This is a genomic window from Streptomyces endophyticus, assembly GCF_035798155.1.
Classification (GTDB): Bacteria; Actinomycetota; Actinomycetes; order Streptomycetales; family Streptomycetaceae; genus Streptomyces; species Streptomyces endophyticus.
Genome location: NZ_JAOZYC010000216.1, coordinates 1 through 21595, shown reverse-complemented (window position 1 = coordinate 21595; position 21595 = coordinate 1). Strand labels below are relative to the sequence as shown.

General features: G+C 70.9%; 22 protein-coding genes. 10 read left to right on the top strand and 12 right to left on the bottom strand.

Annotated features, from left to right (window positions below; all coding sequences use genetic code 11):
- Positions 1-333: 333 nt before the first annotated feature.
- Positions 334-840, bottom strand: a complete 507-nt coding sequence (locus OKJ99_RS43635; protein WP_326024250.1) for a flavin reductase family protein — start codon at positions 838-840, stop codon at positions 334-336.
- Between the two features lie 238 nt (positions 841-1078).
- Complete coding sequence (locus tag OKJ99_RS43630) at positions 1079-1399, bottom strand: TlpA family protein disulfide reductase (RefSeq protein WP_326024249.1); 321 nt, start codon at positions 1397-1399, stop codon at positions 1079-1081.
- A gap of 186 nt (positions 1400-1585) precedes the next feature.
- Between OKJ99_RS43630 and OKJ99_RS43625 the strand changes: the two genes are divergently transcribed.
- Positions 1586-2314, top strand: a complete 729-nt coding sequence (locus OKJ99_RS43625; protein WP_326024248.1) for a lysophospholipid acyltransferase family protein — start codon at positions 1586-1588, stop codon at positions 2312-2314.
- A gap of 1 nt (position 2315) precedes the next feature.
- Here the strand turns inward: OKJ99_RS43625 and OKJ99_RS43620 are convergent, their stop codons facing one another.
- The 6 genes from OKJ99_RS43620 to OKJ99_RS43595 form a co-directional block, all read right to left on the bottom strand.
- Positions 2316-2915 carry a transglutaminase domain-containing protein gene (locus OKJ99_RS43620; RefSeq protein WP_326024247.1) on the bottom strand — a complete coding sequence of 200 codons (600 nt, stop codon included), beginning with the start codon at positions 2913-2915 and terminating at the stop codon, positions 2316-2318.
- 78 nt (positions 2916-2993) lie between these two features.
- Entirely contained in the window at positions 2994-4064 is a 1071-nt protein-coding gene (locus OKJ99_RS43615) for a threonine aldolase family protein (RefSeq protein ID WP_326024245.1), read from the bottom strand.
- Positions 4061-4822 carry an SDR family NAD(P)-dependent oxidoreductase gene (locus OKJ99_RS43610; protein WP_326024244.1) on the bottom strand — a complete coding sequence of 254 codons (762 nt, stop codon included), beginning with the start codon at positions 4820-4822 and terminating at the stop codon, positions 4061-4063. Before OKJ99_RS43610 ends, OKJ99_RS43615 begins: the two co-directional genes overlap by 4 nt.
- 32 nt (positions 4823-4854) lie before the next feature.
- A complete protein-coding gene (locus OKJ99_RS43605) occupies positions 4855-6264 on the bottom strand; it encodes a DUF6421 family protein (protein WP_326024243.1) in 1410 nt (469 codons plus the stop codon).
- An 81-nt stretch (positions 6265-6345) separates the two neighbouring features.
- The gene (locus OKJ99_RS43600) at positions 6346-7350 is read right to left on the bottom strand and encodes an alpha/beta hydrolase (protein WP_326024242.1); all 1005 of its coding nucleotides are present in this window, start codon (positions 7348-7350) and stop codon (positions 6346-6348) included.
- A gap of 93 nt (positions 7351-7443) precedes the next feature.
- A complete protein-coding gene (locus tag OKJ99_RS43595; protein WP_326024241.1) occupies positions 7444-8580 on the bottom strand; it encodes an LLM class flavin-dependent oxidoreductase in 1137 nt (378 codons plus the stop codon).
- A gap of 214 nt (positions 8581-8794) precedes the next feature.
- Between OKJ99_RS43595 and OKJ99_RS43590 the strand changes: the two genes are divergently transcribed.
- The 3 genes from OKJ99_RS43590 to OKJ99_RS43580 all read left to right on the top strand — a co-directional run bounded on the left by OKJ99_RS43590 (position 8795) and on the right by OKJ99_RS43580 (position 10914).
- Complete coding sequence (locus OKJ99_RS43590) at positions 8795-9322, top strand: nitrobindin family protein (RefSeq protein ID WP_326024240.1); 528 nt, start codon at positions 8795-8797, stop codon at positions 9320-9322.
- A gap of 40 nt (positions 9323-9362) precedes the next feature.
- On the top strand, positions 9363-9965 hold the full coding sequence (locus OKJ99_RS43585; RefSeq protein WP_326024239.1) for a PadR family transcriptional regulator: 603 nt from the start codon (positions 9363-9365) through the stop codon (positions 9963-9965).
- A 265-nt stretch (positions 9966-10230) separates the two neighbouring features.
- Positions 10231-10914, top strand: coding sequence for a glycerophosphodiester phosphodiesterase (locus tag OKJ99_RS43580; RefSeq protein ID WP_326024238.1), 684 nt, complete (start codon positions 10231-10233; stop codon positions 10912-10914).
- A gap of 7 nt (positions 10915-10921) precedes the next feature.
- On the opposite strand, the gene OKJ99_RS43575 is transcribed toward OKJ99_RS43580, so the two are convergent.
- On the bottom strand, positions 10922-11455 hold the full coding sequence (locus OKJ99_RS43575) for a GNAT family N-acetyltransferase (RefSeq protein WP_326024236.1): 534 nt from the start codon (positions 11453-11455) through the stop codon (positions 10922-10924).
- A gap of 178 nt (positions 11456-11633) precedes the next feature.
- Between OKJ99_RS43575 and OKJ99_RS43570 the strand changes: the two genes are divergently transcribed.
- The 3 genes from OKJ99_RS43570 to OKJ99_RS43560 all read left to right on the top strand — a co-directional run bounded on the left by OKJ99_RS43570 (position 11634) and on the right by OKJ99_RS43560 (position 15294).
- Positions 11634-12026: a VOC family protein gene (locus tag OKJ99_RS43570; protein ID WP_326024234.1), complete on the top strand. Its 393-nt coding sequence runs from the start codon at positions 11634-11636 to the stop codon at positions 12024-12026.
- Between the two features lie 239 nt (positions 12027-12265).
- Positions 12266-13696 carry an NAD(P)/FAD-dependent oxidoreductase gene (locus OKJ99_RS43565; RefSeq protein WP_326024233.1) on the top strand — a complete coding sequence of 477 codons (1431 nt, stop codon included), beginning with the start codon at positions 12266-12268 and terminating at the stop codon, positions 13694-13696.
- 302 nt (positions 13697-13998) lie between these two features.
- A complete protein-coding gene (locus OKJ99_RS43560; RefSeq protein WP_326024232.1) occupies positions 13999-15294 on the top strand; it encodes a hypothetical protein in 1296 nt (431 codons plus the stop codon).
- 67 nt (positions 15295-15361) lie between these two features.
- Here the strand turns inward: OKJ99_RS43560 and OKJ99_RS43555 are convergent, their stop codons facing one another.
- On the bottom strand, positions 15362-16759 hold the full coding sequence (locus tag OKJ99_RS43555; RefSeq protein ID WP_326024231.1) for an MFS transporter: 1398 nt from the start codon (positions 16757-16759) through the stop codon (positions 15362-15364).
- Between the two features lie 407 nt (positions 16760-17166).
- Here OKJ99_RS43555 and OKJ99_RS43550 point away from each other — a divergent pair, with 407 nt between their 5' ends.
- The 3 genes from OKJ99_RS43550 to OKJ99_RS43540 are packed head-to-tail and all read left to right on the top strand — an operon-like array spanning position 17167 to position 19957.
- Positions 17167-18282 carry a Gfo/Idh/MocA family protein gene (locus tag OKJ99_RS43550; protein WP_326024229.1) on the top strand — a complete coding sequence of 372 codons (1116 nt, stop codon included), beginning with the start codon at positions 17167-17169 and terminating at the stop codon, positions 18280-18282.
- On the top strand, positions 18279-19208 hold the full coding sequence (locus OKJ99_RS43545; RefSeq protein ID WP_326024228.1) for a DUF6807 domain-containing protein: 930 nt from the start codon (positions 18279-18281) through the stop codon (positions 19206-19208). The genes OKJ99_RS43550 and OKJ99_RS43545 overlap by 4 nt, the downstream gene beginning before the upstream one ends.
- Entirely contained in the window at positions 19202-19957 is a 756-nt protein-coding gene (locus tag OKJ99_RS43540) for a cupin domain-containing protein (RefSeq protein ID WP_326024226.1), read from the top strand. Before OKJ99_RS43545 ends, OKJ99_RS43540 begins: the two co-directional genes overlap by 7 nt.
- Positions 19958-20089: 132 nt before the next feature.
- Here OKJ99_RS43540 and OKJ99_RS43535 read toward each other — a convergent pair whose 3' ends face one another.
- Both OKJ99_RS43535 and OKJ99_RS43530 read right to left on the bottom strand, forming a co-directional pair.
- Positions 20090-20626, bottom strand: coding sequence for a MarR family winged helix-turn-helix transcriptional regulator (locus OKJ99_RS43535; protein WP_326024225.1), 537 nt, complete (start codon positions 20624-20626; stop codon positions 20090-20092).
- 56 nt (positions 20627-20682) lie between these two features.
- Positions 20683-21595: FUSC family protein (locus tag OKJ99_RS43530; protein ID WP_326024224.1), on the bottom strand; the 913-nt coding region annotated here is incomplete at its 5' end.

Here is a 21595-nt window from a genome sequence, read left to right as displayed (position 1 = left end):
GGTCATCGGCGAAACCCCGGTCGCCCGTGGCGTCCGGCACGTACTTCACGGTGACAACGATCCTCAAGCTCACGCCGGCTCTCCTACTGCAATCGTCTTTATCTGGGCGGCTGTATTGCTGCCAGCTGCACTGGCCACGCGCTTAGCTGCACTGCTGCGACTGAAAACGCCTTCTCGCAGGCAGCATATGCGCCTTGTGCGGACTCTTCCGGTCGGGGCGGCCCGCGCTCCGAACAAAAGGTTACTCGCCAGTACACCCAGGTTATGCCCACTAAGCAAGCGCTTTGAACTGTGACCTTGCCAACCCTGCGTAATCGCCCGACACAGGAACTCTCAGTCGCGCAGCCCGTTGAAGCGGCCCTGGTGGTACAGCAGCGGACGTCCCGCGCCCGCCGGGTCGCCGCAGAGCGCCTCCGCGAGCACGATCTGGTGATCCCCCGCGGGCACCCGCGCGATGACCTTGCAGACGAGCCAGGCGAGCACGCCGTCGAGGATCGGCACGCCCTCCGGGCCCCTGAACCAGCGGGTGGACGCGCCGAAGCGGTCGGCGCCGCTCTTGGCGAACGTCGCGGCGAGATCGGCCTGGTGCTCGCCGAGTATGTGCACGCCGACGTGCTCGGCCTCGGCGACGGTCGGCCAGCTCGACGAGCCGACACCGATGCCGAACGAGACGACCGGGGGCCTCGCGGAGACCGAGGTGAGGGAGGTGGCGGTGAAGCCGACGGGGGCCGCGCCGGGCGCGGTGACCACCGCCACACCCGCCGCGTGCTGTCGGAAGACGGAGCGGAACAGGTCGGGGGTGGCTGCCTGAGCGGTGTGCAGGTCGGGCGTGGCCGTCATGGAGTTGTCCTTCTGGCAGGAGGGTTCGAGCGAGGGGCCGTGGCTGCGTCAGACGCGCGGACAGCGGGCGCTCGAACATCGGGCCAGGTCTACGTGGACCCGCTCGACGAGAAGGAGTTCCGGAGGCATAAGGTCACCCTGACGATACGTGGTGCGTGCAGTCAAGTGCGTTCCGTCATCTGGGAGATGCGTCACGCGACATCCCTGTCCACCTCCCGCCCCACCACTCCCCCGCGCCTCAGACGGCTTCACCCAGCGCGGCGATGACGTCCACCTTGCGCGGCTGCCCCGCCGCCCGGCGCACCTCGCGCCCGCGCGCGTCCAGGACGAGGACCGTCGGGGTCTTGAGGACGCCCGCGTCGCGTACGAGATCGAGGCGGTCCTCGGCGTCGATCTCCACGTGGGACACGCCGGGCACCATCGCGGCGACCTCGTCGAGGACCCGGCGGGTGGCCCGGCAGGGGGCGCAGAACGCGCTGGAGAACTGCACGAGCGTCGCCCGCTCCCCCAGCTCCTCGCCCAACTGCGCAGCGTCCCACGTCTGTTCACCGACCGTCACCCTGCTCCTCCTCCATTCCGCCACTTCCTGTGCAGCGATTTCCGGCCGTTCGCGTATTCCCGGCACGTGACCAGGATCTCGTACGACGCCGGAACCAGGACTGGCCACCCGGCCGTTGATGGGGCACCATCTGCGCAAGCCGGAAAACCTACGGCCGCGTAACTTACTGAAGGGCCAACTCCCTCCATGGCAGAGCTCGTCTACCCTCCGGTCATCGGCGCCGCCCGCACGATGTTCAAGGCGCTCGACCTGAAGATCGACCTCAAGGGCTCGGAGAACATTCCGCGTACCGGAGGAGCAGTCCTGGTCAGCAACCACATCAGCTACCTGGACTTCATCTTCGACGGCCTGGCGGCCCTGCCGCAGAAGCGTCTCGTCCGCTTCATGGCCAAGGAGTCGGTCTTCCGGCACAAGATCTCCGGCCCGCTGATGCGCGGCATGAAGCACATCCCGGTGGACCGCGCCCAGGGCGAGCACGCGTACCAGCACGCGCTGCGGTCGTTGCGCTCGGGCGAAATCATCGGCGTCTTCCCGGAAGCGACGATCTCTGAGTCGTTCACGCTCAAGAGCTTCAAGACGGGCGCCGTGCGCCTGGCTCAGGAGGCCGGGGTTCCGCTGGTCCCGATGGCGCTGTGGGGCACGCAGCGGGTGTGGACCAAGGGGCGTCCGCGCAACTTCAAGCGGCAGCACATCCCGATCACGGTCCGTGTCGGTGAGGCCATGGAGGCACCGAGCGACCAGTACGCGGGAGCGATCACGCGCCGCCTGCGCGCGCGCATGCAGGAGCTGCTCGAGGCCGCGCAGCGCGCCTACCCGGTGCGCCCCAAGGGGCCCGACGACACGTGGTGGATGCCGGCGCACCTGGGCGGCACCGCTCCGACCCCGGAAGAGGTCAAGGCCGCCGAGGCCGGCTGAGTCACGCCGGGAGCGCGTCCGGAAGGTGCTCCCACAGGTACGGGCGATCCGGCGCGCCGCGCAGCACGTCGAGCAGGGCCGGATGCGGCGCGTCGTGGAGCGCCGGGTAGTCCGCCTCCCCGGCCGCCGGGTCGGGTATCCATGCCAGCCGCTCCCCGTCCAGGGAGAATTGGGCGTCGACGCCCGGCTTGTTCCCCCGGCAGTCCTGCCGGTGCCATGCACCGCGCAGCCGTACGGCCACGAGGCCGTGCACGCACCAGCCCGTACCCGCGTCGTGCGTCAGCCGCTGGTAGCAGAGCGCGGTGGGGATGTCCTCGGCGCGCAGCAGCGCCGCCAGCGCGTGCGCCTTCGCGTGACAGATACCGGTGCCCTTCTCCAGGACGTCCGAAGCCCGCCAGGTGACGCGGGGATCCCCGCTGTCGGCGGAGTGCGGAACGGTGTCGCGTACGAACTCGTAGGCGGCCCGAGCGTATGCATATGAATCGGCGACGTCGCGCGCGAGGCGTGCCGCCACGCCTCGGACGAGCGGGTGATGGTGGTCGATGACGTCGTCGGCCGCCAAATACGCCGACAGATCAGGGTTCTGCTGGATCAGCTGCATGGCACGCGAGCATAGGAATGCGGCCGACCATCCGTCAATGGATTTACGGTCGGCCGCATACCTATGCGGATTTGGTGGCTACCGCGCCGTCTCTTCCTTGAGGGCCGCCACGAAGGAGTCGACGTCCTCCTCGCGCGTGTCGAAGGCGCACATCCAGCGCACGTCGCCGGCCGCCTCGTCCCAGAAGTAGAAGCGGTACTTCTTCATCAGGCGCTCGGACACGTCGTGCGGGAGGCGGGCGAAGACGCCGTTGGCCTGCACCGGGTAGAGGATCTCGACGCCGTCGACGGCGCGGGCGCCCTCGGCGAGGCGCTGGGCCATCTCGTTCGCGTGCCGGGCGTTGCGCAGCCACAGGTCCTTGGCGAACAGCGCCTCCAACTGCACCGAGATGAAGCGCATCTTGGAGTGCAGTTGCATGGACAGCTTGCGCAGGTGCTTCATGTGCCGCACCGCGTCCTGGTTGAGGACGACGACGGCCTCGCCGAACAGCGCGCCGTTCTTGGTGCCGCCCAGCGACAGGATGTCGACGCCGACCGCGTTCGTGAACGTCCGCATGGGGACGTCCAGGGACGCGGCGGCGTTGGATATCCGGGAGCCGTCGAGGTGCACCGTCATGCCGTGCCCGTGGGCGTGCTCGCAGATCGCGCGGATCTCGTCGGGCGTGTAGAGCGTGCCGAGTTCGGTGGACTGCGTGATCGAGACGACCTGCGGCATCGCCCGGTGCTCGTCGTCCCAGCCGTAGGCCTGCTGGTCGATCAGCTCGGGGGTGAGCTTGCCGTCCGGGGTCGGCACGGTGAGCAGCTTCAGGCCGCCCATCCGCTCGGGGGCGCCGCCCTCGTCCACGTGGATGTGCGCGGACTCGGCGCAGATCACCGCGCCCCAGCGGTCGGTGACCGCCTGGAGCGCGACGACGTTGGCACCCGTGCCGTTGAACACCGGGAACGCCTCGGCGGTCGGGCCGAAGTGGCTGCGGATGATCGTCTGGAGATGGTCCGTGTACTCGTCCCCGCCGTACGCGACCTGGTGCCCGCCGTTGGCGAGGGCGAGCGCCGCCATCACCTCGGGATGGCCTCCCGCGTAGTTGTCACTGGCGAACCCCTGCGTGGCGGGGTCGTGATGCCGGTGCGCATCGGTCTTAGGAGGGTTCACGGCTTCTCGGTCAGCCACAGACGGGTCCCGTTCAGTTCGGCGGCGGGCCGCTCCCAGACACCGGAGATGGCCTCGGCCAGCTCCGTGACGTCCGTGAAGCCCGCGAACTTCGCGTTGGGGCGTTCGGCGCGCATCGCGTCGTGCACCAGCGCCTTGACCACCAGGATCGCAGCCGCCTGCTGCGGCCCCGTCTCGCCCCCCGCCTTACGGAAGGAGTCACCGAGCGCGAGCGTCCACGCCTCGGCGGCGGCCTTGGAGGCGGCGTACGCGGCGTTGCCCGCGGTCGGCTTGGAGGCGCCCGCGGCGCTGATGAGCAGATAGCGGCCGCGGTCGCTGCGGGACAGGCCCTCGTAGAACGCGAGGGACGTGTGCTGCACGGTGCGGATCAGGAGCTTTTCGAGCAGGTCCCAGTCGGCGAGGTCGGTGTCGGCGAAGGTCGCGCCGCCGCGCCAGCCGCCCACCAGGTGCACGAGGCCGTCGACGCGGCCGAAGTCCTTCTCGATGCGTCCGGCCCAGTCACGGGTGGCGTGCAGGTCGAGCAGGTCGACGTTGTCGCCGATGACGGTGGCGCCGCCGTGCGCGTAGCGCGCCTCGTCGACGGCCGTCACCAGGCGCTCGGCGTCCGCGTCGGCCCCGATGACGGTGGCGCCGGCCTCCGCGAGCCGCTTGAGGGTGGCCTTGCCGGCCGGTCCGGCGGCTCCGGCGACCGCGATCACCGCACCGTCCAGCGTGTCCCTGGTCCCGTTGGTGTCGCTCATGACAGTCGCCTCCTGCTGCTGTTCACGGTGGCTCACGCGGCCACCTTCTCGGCACGCTCCGCGGTGATCCCCTTCGTGGAGGCGATCACGGTCTTCAGTTTCTTGGAGAGGGCCTCATAAAACATGCTGAGCGGAAACTCGTCGGGAAGCACCTCGTCCACGAGTTTGCGCGGCGGCAGGGACGTGTCCAGGGCGTCGGGACCCTTCGCCCAGCGGGAGCCGGGGTGCGGGGACAGATACGTGGACACCAGGTCGTACGCAGCGAACCAGTGCACCAGCTTCGGGCGGTCGATGCCGTCGCGGTACAGCTTCTCGATCTCGCCGCACAGCTGGTTGGTCACCTCGGGGGCGCGCTGCCAGTCGATGTGCAGCTTGTTGTCCGTCCAGCGCACGACGTCGTGCTTGTGCAGGTACGCGAAGAGCAGCTGGCCGCCGAGACCGTCGTAGTTCTTGACGCGGTCGCCGGTGACCGGGAAGCGGAACATCCGGTCGAAGAGAACGGCGTACTGCACGTCGCGCGCCTGCGGGACGCCGTCGGCCTCCAGCTTCACGGCCTCCTTGAAGGCGGTGAGGTCGCAGCGCAGCTCCTCCAGGCCGTACATCCAGAACGGCTGGCGCTGCTTGATCATGAACGGGTCGAACGGCAGGTCGCCGTGGCTGTGCGTGCGGTCATGGACCATGTCCCACAGCACGAACGCCTGCTGGCAGCGGTCCTGGTCGGCGACCATCTCCTCGATGTCCGCGGGCAGTTCGACGCCGAGGATGTCCACGGCGGCCTCGGTGACGCGGCGGAAGCGGGCCGCCTCGCGGTCGCAGAAGATGCCGCCCCAGGAGAAGCGCTCGGGCGCCTCGCGCACGGCGATCGTCTCGGGGAAGAGCACCGCCGAGTTCGTGTCGTACCCGGCGGTGAAGTCCTCGAAGGTGATGCCGCAGAACAGCGGGTTGTCGTAGCGGGTCGCCTCCAGCTCGGCGAGCCAGTCCGGCCAGACCATGCGCAGCACGACGGCTTCCAGATTGCGGTCCGGGTTGCCGTTCTGCGTGTACATCGGGAAGACCACCAGGTGCTGGAGGCCGTCCCGGCGCTGCGCGGCGGGCTGGAAGGCGAGCAGCGAGTCCAGGAAGTCCGGGACCTCGAAGCCGCCCTCCGCCCAGCGGCGCAGGTCGCGCACGAGCGCCTCGTGGTACGCGGCGTCGTGCGGCAGCAGCGGGGCGAGCTCCTCGACCGCGGCTGTGACACGGCCCAGGATCCGCTCGGCGTCGGCCTTCGTCGGGGCGCCCTCGGCCTCGAAGTCGATCGACCCGTCCTTGCTCTGCAGGGGCCTGAACTCCTCCACGGCGTCCTTGAGCATGGGCCAGGCCGGGTGTTCCACCACCCTGGGTCCGACCACCTGGACCGGAGAATCCGTCCCCTCCGCGCCAGCCTGCACAAGAATTTCCGTCATGTCCCAACCTCCACGGGAGAACCTCGCGTAAGAACACCGTATGCACGCGAGGTTCCCGACCACAAGGGGGGTCTCGGGAAATTATCCTGCGCCACCCCCTAGATCACCGCTGTTTTTCCTGTGGCAGGCGGTATTCGCAATCGCCTCTGCCGCGCCGGCCAGGGCCTGCCGGGAGTCCTCCAGGAGTTCGGGGAACCCGAAGAAGCCGTGGAACATCCGCGGGAAGTGGCCCTCCGTGACCGCGACGCCCGCGTCGCGCAGCGCCTTCCCGTACGCCCGGCCCTCGTCGCACAGCGGGTCGCAGCCGGCGGTGACGAGGTGGGCGGCGGGCAGCCCCGCGAGGTTTTCGGCGAGGAGCGGCGATACGTGGGGGTGGGCGGGGTCGCCGTCCGCGCCCAGGTACTGCTCGCGGAACCAGCCGCAGTGGGCGGCGGTGAGGAAGTAGCCCTCGGCGTTGGCCTCGAAGGAGCCGGACTTCTGGCGGGCGTCGGTGGCCGGGTAGACGAGGACCTGGCACGCGATGTCAGGACCGTCCTCGTCGCGCGCGATCTGTGCGACGACCGCGGCGAGATTCCCGCCCGCGCTGTCGCCCGCCACCGTCAACGCTCCTGGATCGGCCCCCAGTTCACGTGCGTGATCGGCGACCCAGCACACGGCGGCGTACGCGTCCTCGACGGCGGCGGGGAACGGGGCCTCGGGCGCGAGCCGGTAGTCGACCGAGACGACGACGGCGCCCGCGTCCCTGCACAGGGCGCGGGCGGTGTGGTCGTGGCTGTCGAGGTCGCAGATGACCCAGCCGCCGCCGTGGAAGAAGACGACGACGGGGCGGGGTCCTGCCGCCGCGTCCGGCTCCGGCAGGTACACGCGCACGGGGATCGCGGGCGCGCCCGGCGGCCCGGGTATCGCGCGGTCCTCTATGGCCCCCACGACGGGCGCGGGGAACGGCGAATCGGGGGCGGCGGCGAGGATCCTGCGGGCCTCGGCGGCATCGGTGACGGTGCCCCCGAGGTCGGGGAACGCGGCGGCGATGGCGTCGACGAGGGGCCGCGCCTCGGGTGCGAGGCGGTCGGCCGGGTCGGGGGTCATGGGCGGCTCCTTGGTTCGGCGGGGGTGGATGCTCGGCCGCGGCCAGTCGGGCGCGACGTCACGGGGCTCTGCCCCGGACCCCGCTGCCTCTCGTCAGACGGCGGGGCTTGATTCGTGCCGGAAGTGCGGGATCACCTTCTCGCCCCACTGCCGCAGCGTCTCCATGCACGCCTCCTGCGGCACCGTGCCCATCTGGATCAGGCACATGATCTCGTCGGCGCCCGCGTCGCGGAGGCGTTCCACGTAGGCGATGGCGTCGTCGGCGGTGCCGTACGCGTGGTCGGCGTTGAAGGTGGCCGTGGCGGTGGGGCGGACGGGGATGTGGTGCTCGTGGAGGCGGGCGACGACCTGCTCGGCGGCCTTGCGCATCTCCTCCGCCTCGTCCGCGCCCTCCACGACGGCCTCGTCGGGGATGCCCGCGCCGCCGTACCAGTGCCCGATGGACTGCGCGAAGAAGCGCTGGCCGCGGATGCCGATGCTGCGCGCCGTCTCCCGGTCGTCGAGCACGATCGTCGGGCAGAGCACGGAGAAGTGGTCGTTGACGACGGAGGACACATGGCGCTCCGGGGTGCGGGCCGCGATCGCCGCGTCGTAGGCGCCGCGCATGTCGGCGATCGCCTCCGGGCCCGCGAAACCCATCACCAGCGCGCCGACGCCGAGTTCGGCGGCCTGGCGCAGCGTCTCCGTACGGCTGCACGCGAGGAACAGCGGCGGGTGCGGGGTCTGCGCGGGGCGGGGCAGGATCGGGTGCGGGTCGATGTCGAGGAGCGGGCCGTGGTGCTCCAGCTCGTCCTTCTCCCACGCCTTCCCGATGATCCGCAGCGCCTCCTCGACCTCCTGCGTGGTCCGCTCCTTGTCGACGCCGCACAGCGACGTCTCCTGCGTGGTGCCGCCGCGCCCCGCCCCGAGGTCGAGCCGCCCGCCGGACAACAGGTCGAGCATCGCGGCGCGTTCGGCCACGCGCGCGGGGTGGTTGAAGTTGAACGGCATGCACACCACTCCGTGCCCGACGCGGATGCGGGAGGTGCGGGCCGCGACCCAGGTCAGGAAGATCTCCGGCGCGGACATGTGCGCGTACCACTTGAGGGAGTGGTGCTCGACCGCCCAGATCCGGTCGAAGCCCATCTCCTCGGCGAACACGGCCTGTTCCACGCTGTCGCGCAGCAGCTGGTGCTCGCGTTCGACGGTGGGGTCGGCGAGCTGGGCCTCGAAGATGACGCTGAACTTCACGGTGCCTCCCGAGCTGTCGGTGCTGTGGATGCGGTGGATGCGGTGGATGCGGTGGATGCGGTGGGTGCGGTGGGTGCGGTGGATGTCACGTGCTCCATATGACTAATAGCTATATGACGGCCCGTCAGAGAAGGGAAGAGGCACGACGCCGCGCACAGCCGATCCGGCCACGCTCTACGCTTCCCCGGTAACCCCCTAGCCCCAGGAGTCACCCGTGTTCGACCCCACGCCCGCGCCCGCCTACCCGTACGGCGAGACCCCCGAGCCGCACCCGCTGCTCGCGCCCGTCCTCGGCCTCCTCGGCAGCTGGCACGGCCGGGGGCGGGGCGAATACCCCACCCTGGACGGCGACTTCACGTACGCGCAGGAGGTCACGTTCAGCCACGACGGCAGGCCCTTCCTGCGGTACGAGGCGCGGGCCTGGCTGATCGACGCCGATGACGCCCCCGTGCGGCCCGCCGCGCGCGAGAGCGGCTGGTGGCGGATTCAGCCCGAGGGCCGCGTCGAGGCGCTGATCACGCAGCCCACCGGGATCGCGGAGATCATGGTCGGCGCCGTCGCCGACGGCACGGTCGAGCTCGCCACGCACACCGTCGGCCTCACTCCGAGCGCCAAGCAGGTCGACGCGACAGGGCGCCGCTACACGCTCACCGACGACGACACCCTCACGTTCACCCACGACCTCGCGGCCGTCGGCCGGCCACTGCAGCATCACCTCTCGGCCCACCTGCGCCGAAAGTAGCTCTTGCGTCCGTGACCTCCGCTGGCTTCAATGCGGAGCCATGCCGACCACGCAGCTGCCGCCGACCGCCTGGGCCGTGCTCGGGCTGCTCTCCTTCCCGCCCGGCGAGCGGACCGGGTACGAGCTGAAGAAGTGGGCGGACGCGTCGCTGCGCTTCTTCTACGGCTCCCCCGCCTTCAGCCAGATCTACGCCGAGCTGCGCAGGCTGGAGCGGCTCGGATACGCCACGTCCCGGCGCTCGGGCCCGGAGGAGCCGCGCACCAAGCGCACGTACGCCATCACGCGCGCGGGCCGGGACGCGCTCGCCGCGTGGGCGGCCGGCGACCGGGACACGGCCGCCGTGTCGCTGCGGCACCCGGTACTGCTGCGCGTATGGCTGGGGCATCTCGCCGCCCCGGGGCGGCTGCGCACGCTCATCGAGGAGCATGTGGCGCGCACCGAGGGCGAGCTGAAGGAGGTGCGGGACGCGGCCGCGCGGGCGGAGGGCGTGGAGGCGTGGGCGCACCCGCAGATCGCGCTGCGCTGGAGCGAGCGGCACCTCGCGGCCGAAGTCGAGCTCGCGCACGGCATGTTGGCGGACCTGGACGCGCTGCCCGCCGCCCCCGAAGTCAACGCCGACGGGGACGCGCCCACCACCGGGTGAGCGAACTCGCGCCGGGGGTGACCCGCCCGGTAGGACGGGCCGGACCCCTGCCCGTACCGCCCGGAGGCGCATCCGCCATGAGTACCCGTGCCATCCTCGTCGCCGCTGTGATCACGGGATTGATCCTCGGGGTCGTGGGCACCAGAACCCACGACTCCGGTCCTTCTCGTAGGCACGGTTCCCTCACGCAGACGGCCCGTTAGTGTACGAGTCTGTCGCGTCCGCGCGGCAGCACCGAGCCGCAGTCGACGGAGGCGAGACGACCTTGAACTTCCTCACCATCGGGCATCGCGGAGCCATGGGTCTCGAACCCGAGAACACCCTGAGGTCCTTCGTCGCCGCCGAGCGCGGGGGACTCGACATCATCGAACTGGACCTGCACCTGAGCAAGGACGGCGCGCTCGTCGTCATGCACGACGCAGACGTCGACCGGACCACGGACGGCCACGGGCCGATCGCCGAGAAGACCCTCGCCGAGATCCGCAGCCTCGACGCCGGGCGCGGCGAGCGCGTGCCGGTCTTCGAGGAGGTGCTCGACGCGGTCGGCTCCCCGCTGCAGGCCGAGATCAAGGACACGGCGGCGGCGCGGGCGCTCGCCGATGTGATGCTGCGCCGCGATCTGGTGCACCGGGTCGAGGTCATCTCGTTCCACGCCGAGGCGATCACCGAGATCGCCCGGCTCGTGCCGGGCGTGCGCACGGCGCTCGTCGCCAGCCGCTACGGCACCGGCGTCGTCGAGCGGGCCGTCACCGCGGGGGCCACGACGCTGGTGCTCAACATCCGGCGGCTCACGCAGGAGATCGTCGAGCACGCCCGCAAGGCCGACCTGCGGATCATCGGCTGGGTCGTGAACACCCAGGACGATCTGCGGCTCGTGCGGGCGCTCGGCCTCGACGGCGCGACCACGGACTACCCGGAGATCAAGCGCACCGGCCGCTTCACCGCGTGATCACTGATTACTGAAGCGGCTTGACGAGCAGCTCGAACTTGAGGTCGTCGCGCTGCGGAATGCCGAAGCGCTCGTCGCCGTACGGGAAGGGGCTGAACCGTCCCGTACGGCGATAGCCGCGGCGCTCGTACCAGGCGATGAGCTCCTCGCGGGCATCGATCACCGTCATGTGCATCTCGCTGACGCCCCAGGTCTCGCGGGCCCGGCCCTCGGCCTCCGCGATGATCGCCTTGCCGAGGCCCGCGCCCTGCTGGGCGGGGCTGACCGCGAACATGCCGAAGTAGGCGTGATCGCCGCGGTGCTCCAGCTGGCAGCAGGCGACGACCGCGCCGTCCCGCTCCACCGTCAGCAGCCGGCTGTCGGGATCCTCGATGACCTCCAGCACGCCCTGCGGGTCGGTCCGCTGCCCTTCCAGGATGTCCGCCTCCGTGGTCCAGCCGGTCCGGCTGGAGTCGCCTCGGTAGGCCGACTCGATGAGGGCGACGAGTACATCGACGTCCTCGGGCCCGGCGTCACGGAAGACGAGGTCGACGGTGGTCATGGGAGAGCCTCCAGATTGAGGGACGACGGACGTGCGGGGCGCGCCGTCGAGGTTAGCGCGGGCACGCCAGGGTCCTTCTGACGGGTCGGGCTGGATCCGGGTGGCTGGTCATGGGCGGTGCGTGCCAGGGCCCGCGACTCCGGCAGGATCCGTCAGAAGGGCCCTAGGCTGCGTCGGCATGGTTCACGTACTGAGCAGCAGGGTCCTGATCCGGCCGACCGATCCCGAGCGGTCACGGGCGTTCTACGGGGAGGCGCTGGGCCTCGCGGTCTACCGGGAGTTCGGCACCGGGCCCGAGCGGGGCACCGTGTACTTCCTCGGCGGCGGATTCCTGGAGGTGGCGGGCCGCTCCGCGGAGCCTCCGGTACCGAGCCTCAAGCTGTGGATGCAGGTGGCGGACGTGCACGCGGCGCACGATGAGCTGGCCGAGCGGGGCGTCACGGTGGTCCGGGAGCCGGTGAAGGAGCCCTGGGGCCTCATCGAAATGTGGATCACGGATCCGGACGGCCACGAGATCGTCCTCGTCGAGGTGCCGCAGGAGCATCCGATCCGGTACCGGCCGGGAATCTGAGCCGCCCTGGATGCCCTCCTCGCTCGAACGGCCTACGGCGCGGAGCCCCGCGTACGGGGTCGTTCGGGTGTGGTGGGGCGCGGGCGGGGTGCGTCGGACGGTCCCCTGATTCGCATGCGGTGGCCGGGCAGGGGGCGGAGGATGGCGTGAGTTCGGGATTCGGGCGTGCCGAATCCGGATACGCAGGGATCGACGACGCATCACAGGTCCCACGCAGCCCACCCCAGGAGAGATCCGACATGACCACTCCGCGGAACACCAGCGCTTCCCGTTCGTCGTCCGTCCCCCGGATCCTGATCATCGGCGCGGGATTCGCCGGGATGGAGTGCGCGCACAAGCTGGAGAAGGAGCTCAAGCCCGGAGAGGCGGTGCTGCGGCTCATCAGCCCCACCGCGCACCAGCTGTATCTGCCACTGCTTCCGCACGTGGCCTCCGGCGTGCTCACACCGCAGTCCGTGGCGGTGCCGCTGCGCAGGATGCTGCGGCGCACCGCGATCGTGCCGGGCGGCGCGATCGGCGTGGACCCACAGGCGAAGGCCGTCGTCGTACGGAAGATAAACGGCGAGGTCAGTGTCGAGCACTACGACTACCTGGTGCTCACGCCGGGCAGTGTGACGCGCCAGTTCGACATCCCGGGCCTGGACAAGTACGCGGTCGGCGTGAAGACGCTCGCCGAGGCGGCCTGGATCCGCGACCACGTGATCACGCAGCTGGACCTTGCGGCGGCCAGCTCCGACCCGGCCGAGCGCGAGGCGCGGCTGCAGTTCGTGGTGGTCGGCGGCGGCTACGCGGGCACGGAGACGGCCGCGTATCTGCAGCGCCTGACGACCGCCGCGGTCAAGCGCTACCCCGGGCTCGACCCGAAACTCATCAAGTGGCACCTGGTCGATGTGGCGCCCAAGCTCATGCCGGAGCTGGGCGAGCGGCTCGGCGACAAGGCGATGGACATCCTGGAACGGCGTGGGCTGCACGTCTCGCTCGGGGTGTCGGTGGCGAGCGTCACCGAGGACACGGTGACACTCACCGACGGGCGCGAGCTGCCCTGCCACACGCTGATCTGGACGGCCGGTGTCGCGCCCAGCCCGCTCGTGGCGACCCTCGGTGCGGAGACCAACCGCGGCCGGCTCGTGGTGAGTCCCGACCTGACCGTGCCCGGGCTCGACGGGGTGTTCGCGCTCGGCGACGCGGCGGCCGTCCCCGACCTCGTCAAGGGCGGCGACGCGATGTGCCCGCCGACCGCGCAGCACGCGATGCGGCAGGGCTGGGCGGCGGCCCGCAACATCCTCGCCTCGGTGCGCGGCAAACCGCTGGCGCCCTACCGCCACAAGGACCTCGGCCTCGTCGTCGACCTGGGCGGCATCCAGGCCGTGTCGAAGCCGCTGGGCATCCAGCTGACCGGGCTGCCCGCCCAGGTCGTGGCCCGCGGCTACCACATCGGCGCGCTGCGCACCCTCACCGCACGGTTCCGCACGGCGGCCAACTGGACGCTCAACGCGGTCGCCGGCGACGACTTCGTCCGCACCGGCTTCCAGCGACACCGGCCCGCGACGCTGCGGGACTTCGAGATGACCGACGCGTATCTGTCCGCGGAGGAACTCCAAGAGGTGATCGCGGCCCGGGTCGACGGCCGCTCGATGTCACCGCAGAAGCCGGAGCTCCCGATCACCTGACGCCACCGGGCCGCACGGCCCCGCCCCCGTTGCCTTCTGGGCAGCCCCGTTCTCGGGGCTGCCCAGCTTCATGCCCCGGGTCTTGAGCAACTCACCGTCGGCGTCCACGGGTTGCTCACGGCGCACCATCCTTTCGAGTGCTGACGCCGAGGCCATCACGTAGACTCCCCGCTCGCCCGGTTCGGGTGATCGTGAATTTTCATGGGGGAGATCGATGACGGGGTATGCCGTCGAGCCGGAAGCGCTGGGCGACACCGCGCTCTTTACGACGCCGACGCCGGGCGAAGGGGAGGTGTGACGTCGTGGGCACCATTGTGATCATCTTGGCCTGCTGGTTGGTCTTCCTCGTCGTGACCTCAATGTGGCAACGGTGGCGGCGCAACAGGGAGTTGGGCAAGTACGGGGAGCTGACCTCGCGACTGGGGTGGCAGCACGTCCAGAAGCCCTCGAACGGCGAAACCGAGCGGTTTCTGGGCGACGCGCCGTTCCCGGTCGGCTCCCGGAGAGGGGTGACCTTCACCGACTACTGCTACGGGCCCTACCGCGGGCGCGATGCGGCAGCGTTCGAGGGGTATGTCGTCACCACTTCCATGCCCCACGGCGACATGGGCGACGGCTCCAGCGACGACAGCAGCAGCTCGACGTACGCCGTGTGGGCAGTCCAACTCCCGCACTCCGTCGGCGCGTTCATGGTGCAGCGCACCGGGAGGCTGCGGCGGGCGTTCGGGGCGGGCGACGATGCGCGCATCGGGAACCCGGAGTTCGACGAGCGGTTCACCGTGCGGACGCTGCAGCCGTCCGTCGCCGCCGCCGCGCTGAACGGGCCGCTCGCCGAGTTCCTGCTGGGCGATCCGCGGGCCGCGAAGTATCCGCTGCGGTTCACCGACACGGAACTGATCAGCTGGGACAAGGACGAGCAGTCGCCGCAGGAGATCGAGCCGGCGCTGGAGTTCCTGAGCGACGTCGCCGATCTGGTGGCTGCTCAGCAGCCTGTCGGTGGCGGGCAGTTGGGTCAGCAGGTCGGCGCCGCGGGGCCCGCGTGGGGCCCGCCGGGTGTCGGTGGCGCCCAGGTCGCGGGTGACAGCACCGCGGCCGTGGGCGGCGAAGCCTCCGCCGCCGAGGAGCTGATTGAGCTCGTGCGGCAGCAGATCGCGTACTCCGGTGCCCCGTACCGGGTCGAGCCCGCGCAGTCGTGGTTCGACATCGTGCCGGATCTGGCGGACCCTCGCTGGCAGGGGTGCGATGCGGTGCGGGTGTGGCACGTGACGCCGGACGCCGGTAACCGCAGGATCAAAGTCTCCTACGACGGTCACCCGCTCGGCACCGACGGCAGCATGGGCCCCAGGTCCCAGAGTGGACAGGCCGGCTGGAAGGCCTTCGAGCGCGTGACGAACGCCGGGGCAGCGACGCTGGAACCGAGCCCGCACAACGAGGACTTCGGCGTCGCCGTCGTCGCGCAGGTCGGTGCCAAGGCGGGGTGGAGCGGGCCCGGCAAGGACAGTAATTGGCTCGGGTACGTCCTGATCGGCGTCATCGCCGTGAGTGTGCTCGGCGCGATCGCGGCAGGTCTTGCCGTGCTGCTGGGCGTGGCGCACTGACGGACCGCATCCCCGGTGCGGGCGCGGGGCGGGTGGTACCCAGCCCCACGCCCGCACCGCCGCCTCGCTACTTCCCCGCCGCGCGCAGCTCCTCGTACGCCTCGCGGGACAGCGGCTTCGCGTCCGGGCTGCCGAGCCGGTCGAGCGGGATGCGGTACGTCTCCGGGGACTTCCACGTCGCGATCGAGGCGACGACGGTGATGGCGAGGCAGAGCGTGCCGATGGTGAGCGGCACGTTCGAGGAGCCGGGCGGCGCCACCAGAGTGAAGATCGTCGGCAGGAAGGCGACGATCGCCAGGCCGATGTTCTGCGCCAGCGCGAACCCGGTGACGCGGCGGGCCGCCGGGAACAGCTCCTGGAAGAAGCAGGCGAACGTGGCGTTCCAGGACTGGTAGGCGACGCCCCAGGAGAGGACCGCGAGCACGAAGGTCAGCGGCACGTTGTTGGTGCTGACCGCCCACAGGTACGGGTAGCAGAGCAGACCCGCCACAAGACCGCCCCCGATCATGATCGGGCGGCGGCCGAACCGGTCGGAGAGGTGTCCGAAGACCGGGACGACGAACATGCCCGCCACGTTCGCGGCGATCTGGATCCACAGGTAGACGGTCGTGCTCATGCCAACGCCGTAGCCGGACTGCGTCGCGTAGGCGCCGCCGAAAACCGAGACCGTGACGCCGATGACGTTGACGAGCGTCATGCACACCGCGCGGACGATCTCCCGCCAGTTCTCCCGGAACGCCTCGACGAGCGGCACCTTGTGCGCCTCGGGGCCGGTCTCCTGCTGCTCCTCGAAGGTCTTCGTCTCCTCGACGCGGCGCCTGATCAGGAAGCCGGCGAGGACGACCACGGCGCTGAGCACGAACGGGATGCGCCAGCCCCAGGACGTGAAGGCCTCGTCGGAGAGCAGCATCGACATCGGCAGGAAGATCGCGGCGCCGAGGATCTGTCCGGCGACGGTCCCGTGCAGGGCGAAGCTCGCGAGGAACCCGCGCCTCCCGTGCGGAGCATGCTCGATGATCATCGCGCTGGCCCCGCTCAACTCGCCCGCCACGGCGAAGCCCTGCACCAGGCGGACGAGGGTCAGCAGGATCGGCGCGATGATCCCGACCTGACCGTAGGTGGGCAGCAGCGCCACCACGAACGTGGAGACGCCCATCAGGAACATGGCCAGAACCAGGACGTTCTTGCGGCCCTTCCTGTCTCCCCAGTGGCCGAGCACGGCGGCGCCGATGGGTCGCGCGATGTACCCGACGGCGTAGGTGCCCAGCGACGCGAGCACGGCGATCGTCGCGTTGCCCTCCGGGAAGAAGATCCTCGGGAAGACGAGCGCCGCCGCCTGGGCGTAGATGAACCAGTCGTAGTACTCGAGGGCACTGCCGATCCAGCCGCTGGCCGCGGCCTTTCTCGACATCGCCCGCCCGGCGGCGGGCGCGTCCGCGGTACGCGACTCCTTTGACGCGGTCACGCTCATGGCTCTCCTAGGTGTGATCAGGCCACGGCACTGAGTAGAAAGCGCTTGCACAACAGACGGTCGTCACTGTCTTTGAAACGCTCCATTGATGGTGGCCTTGCGGCTCCGCGCACGACGACGGCAGATGGTCGACCCGCAGGCGGGTCCATACGAACCTGGGGCGTACGCCCGTGTCAATGGGTTGCGGAAGCTTTCCCCTTGGGGGATGTGAAGCGGCTGATACGTTTCAAACCGTGGGTTTCGATCGCGCCTGGCACCTCCGGCGATCGAGGGGCGGGGGTGGGGCCAGAATCCTGCGGCCGGACCGCCGGACCCTCTTGTCCGGACCCGCGTAACCCGCTTAGGGTCACGGGAACGGAAAGCGCTTTCCCCCCTCCGATAGCTCTCCGCGAGGAACCCGCATGCCAAGCCCAGCCCGCCAGGGATCCCGTCTGCGTGCCGCCGTCGTCGGCACAGGCGCGATCGTCACCGGCAGCCACCTGCCCGCCCTCACCTCACTGCGCGACCGCGTCGAACTCGTCGCCGCCGTCGACGTGGACCGAGGCCGCCTCGACGGCTTCCGCGCCCAGGCCGCCGACGCCGGGTTCGCGGACGTCTCCGTGCACACCGACCTGACCGCGATGCTCGAAGAGGCGAGGCCCGACCTCGTCCTCATCGGCACCCCGCCGATGTTCCACCGCGAACAGACCGTCGCGGCGCTCAAGTCCGGCGCCTGGGTGCTGTGCGAGAAGCCGCTCACCCTCTCCCTCGCCGAGTACGACGAGATCGCCGCCGCCGAGGAGGCCAGCGGCGCGTACGCGTCCGTCGTCTTCCAGCACCGCTACGGCTCGGGCGCCGTGCACGCCCGCTCGCTGCTCACCGAGGGCGCGCTCGGCCGCCCGCTCGTCGCCCACTGCCAGACGACCTGGTACCGCAACGCCGCCTACTACGAGGTCCCCTGGCGCGGAAAGTGGGCCAGCGAGGGCGGTGGCCCGGTCATGGGCCACGGCATCCACCAGTACGACCTGATGCTGCACCTGCTCGGTGAGTGGACCGAGATCCGGGCGATGGCGGCCCGCCTGGTGCACGACACGGAGAGCGAGGACGTGTCGACCGCGCTCGTCCGGTTCAAGGACGGCGCCCTCGGTACGGTCGTCAACTCCGTGCTCTCGCCCGACGAGACGAGCCGCATCCGCATCGACTGCGAGAAGGCCACCGTCGAGCTGACCCATCTGTACGGGCACGGCAACGACGACTGGCGCTACACCCCGGCCCCGGGCAGCGAGCCGCCGCCCGCGCCCACCGCCGACGTCCCCAGCTCGCACACCGCGCAGCTGACCGCCCTGCTCGACGCGTACGACACCGGCACCCGCCCGCCCGGCAGCGGCCAAAGCGCCCGCAGCACGCTGGAGTTCGCCACCGCGCTCTACAAGTCGGCGTTCACCGGCAACACCGTCACGGCCGGCGAGATCGGCCCCGGCGACACGTTCTACGCCGCGATGCACGGCGACCACCCGGATTGGAGCCCGAAGCAGTGAGCACCCTTCAGGTCAGTCATCTCCACGGCGACCGCGTCGTGGTGCGCTCCACCGCGACCGGCACGGACCTCTTCTCCTACGTCTACAAGCCGGACCCGGACGCCTTCGAGGCCCGCAAGCCGTACGTGCACCCGCTGCGCACCCTGTCCGGCAACCTGGTCTCGGGCTACCGGCCCAATGACCACCGCTGGCACAAGGGCCTGCAGATGACGGCCAGCCACCTGTCCGGGCAGAACTTCTGGGGCGGCAACTGCTATGTCCACGGCGAGGGTTACCTCCCGCTGCACGACCGCATCGGCTCGATGCGGCATGACGGCTTCGACACCGTCGAGGCCGGTGCCGACGAGCTGAGCCTAACCGAGCGCCTGACCTGGATCGAGAACGGCGGCGCCGAGTGGGCCCGCGAGCAGCGCGGGGTCCGTGTGCACTCGGTGGACCCGGACTCGGGCTCGTACGCCGTCGACTGGTCGATCGAGCTGACGAACACCCGCGCCGACGGCGAGGCCCTGCACTTCGGCTCGCCGACCACCGCGGGGCGCGAGATGGCCGGTTACACGGGCCTGCAGTGGCGCGGGCCGCGCGACTTCACGGGCGGCAAGGTCTTCGGGTCTCAAGGAGACGCCTCCGACAGCGAGTTGATGGGCACACAGGGTCCGTGGCTGGCGTTCACCGGCGAGCACGACGATGTCGACGCGCACTCGACGCTGGTGTTCGAGCACGCTCCGGAGAACGCGGAGGCGATCCACGCCTCGCACTGGTTCGTGCGCTCGCTGCCGATTCCGACGGTCGCGTTCTCCTGGGCGTTCTTCGAGGAGTTCGCGCTGGCGGCGGGCGAGACGTTCCGCTACCGGTACCGGATCGTGGTCGCGGACGGCGCCTGGGACAAGGAGCGGGTCGCGAGCCGCCTCAAGGAACTCCCGTGGTGAGCCCGGACGCCTCGGGCCTCGACCGGCCGCTGCCCGGCGGGATCGGTCTGTCCCACATCTCCGCGTACGACTGGCAGGCGGCGGACGGTGTCTGTGGCGGCAGTCCGCATCTGCACCTGGTGTGCACAGAGGCGTACGTCGTGACGGGCGGGCGCGGCGCCGTGCAGACGCTGAGCCCGGACGGCTACCGGGACACGCCTCTTGAGGCGGGCTCGCTCGCGTGGTTCGAGCCGGGCACGGTGCACCGCATGGTGCAGGGCGAGGATCTGCGGATCACCGTCCTGATGCAGAACAGCGGGCTGCCGGAGGCGGGCGACGCGGTGTTCACGTTCCCGCCGGAGTATCTGGCCGACCCGGAGAAGTACGCGGCCGCGGCCGCCCTTCCGGCTCCGGCGGGCCCCGAGGCGGAGGCCGCCGCACTTCGCCGCCGGGACCTGGCGGTCGAGGGTTATCTGCCGCTGCGCGAGGCGCTCGCGGCGGGCGACGCCGAGCCGCTGCGCGCGTTCCAGCGGGCGGCGGCCGAACTGGTCCGCCCGCGCTTGGCCGCCTGGCGCGACCTGTGGCGCACCGGCGCCCTGGCCACCGCCGAGCGCACCGGGGCTCAACTCGACGCCCTGGAAAGGGGCGAGGCCGACGGCTACCTGGCCGCGTCGACCGCCCACACCGCCACGCCCACCCGTCACGGCGGCCTGGGCATGTGCGGGCGGCGCGAGGAGTACGGCATCGAGGGCGCGACGCTGCCCCGCTGACCCGTGTCGGCCGTCGAGGTGGTCCCTGCTCGGAAAAGTGTCGCAGTTGTACGTATAACTGCGACACTTTTCCGAGCAGGCACATCGCTCAGCGCGCGGAGGTGCGTCAGCAGAGGTGCGTCAAAAGGGGCCCTAGTGCGGCCCGGCGCCCAGTCGCCCCTCCAGTTGGAGCAGCAACTCACCCAGCAGGACGCTGAGTTGGGTGTCCTTGTCCGCGCCGAGGCCCGCGAGGACCGAGCCCTCGTACGCGAGTTGGCTCGGGAGCAGTTCGTCGACGAGGGCGCGGCCCTCGTCCGTCAGGCTGAGGTGGGAGACGCGGCGGTCGCGGGTGTCGCCGCGGCGGGAGATCAGGCCGCGTTCCTGGAGCTGCTTGAGGCGCTTGGTGACGGCGGCGCCGGACGCGAACGTCTCGCGGGCGAGGTCGCCGGGGGTGAGTTCGCGGCCGGTCCTGCGCAACGTGCCGAGCAGGTCGAACTCGGCCCTGGTCAGGCCCGCGTGCCGCAGCGGTGCGTCCTCCGCCTGCTGGAGCAGCGCGGCGCACCGGTTGATGCGCCCGATGATCTCCATGGGGCCTGTGTCGATGTCGGGGCGTACGGCCTGCCACTGCCGTACGACCGACGACACGATGTCGAGCGGCCCCGTTGCCGCCGCGTCCTGCTGCGTGCTCATGCCTGCCTGACCGGACCTTCCTCATGGGCCGAACGTTGTGCGTCCGCCACTATCCGCTACTGCTGGGCGCCCGCACCACTCGGGGAGGCGGCGGCGCCCGCCTCGGCCGCCTGCCGGCGCACCGTGGCCGCGAGCGTACGGTGCCCGGACTGCTCGGCGGCCAGCACCCGCTCCTCGGGCAGGGCGCGCTGCCACCACTCGCCGGCCGCGGTGTCGGCGGCGGCGCGCAGTTCGACGAGGGCGGCGGTGAGGGCGCGGCGGGCCGTCTCCAGCCCGGCGTGGCCGGGGTCGGGAAGCGCGAGGGTGCGCTCGGCGCTCTCGCGGGCCGTGTCGCTCGCGGCGAGGGCCTGCTCGATGCCGTCGGTGGCGCGCCGGTTGGTGACGACGATGGCCGCGACGACGCCGAGCACCGCGCCGACGAGGGTGTCGACGATGCGGTCGCCGATCAGCTCACCGGGTTCCTGGTAGCGGGCGAACTCGGTGACCAGCAGGGCCATCGGCGTCACGCACAGGCTGCCGAGCCAGTAGTTACGGGTGATGAGCGCCTCGGCCCCGAAGGCGCAGGCGAGGCAGCACAGCACGAGGGCGAGCCGGCTGGCGTGGGCGAGCGGGACGACGGCGGCGAAGACGAGGACACCGGCGATGTTGCCGACGACGCGCTGAACGCCGCGGTTCCAGGACAGCGTGATGTTGGCCTGGTAGATCGAGGCGGCGGTGACGAGGGCCCAGTAGGGGCGGCCGACACCGATGGCGAGCGAACCGTATCCGGCGAGGGCGCAGCCGACGAACGTACGCAGGGCGATGGGGAGCACCGGGGAGCCGGGGCCGATCCGCCGCCACAGTGAGGGCTTGCCGCCCGCGAGCTCGGCCTCGATGCCGAGGAGTTCGTCGTCCATCCCGGCGAGGCGCGCGGGCCGCGGCACCGAGCCCGCGCCGCGCAGGCCGCCCGCCCAGGCGCGCAGCCGGTCC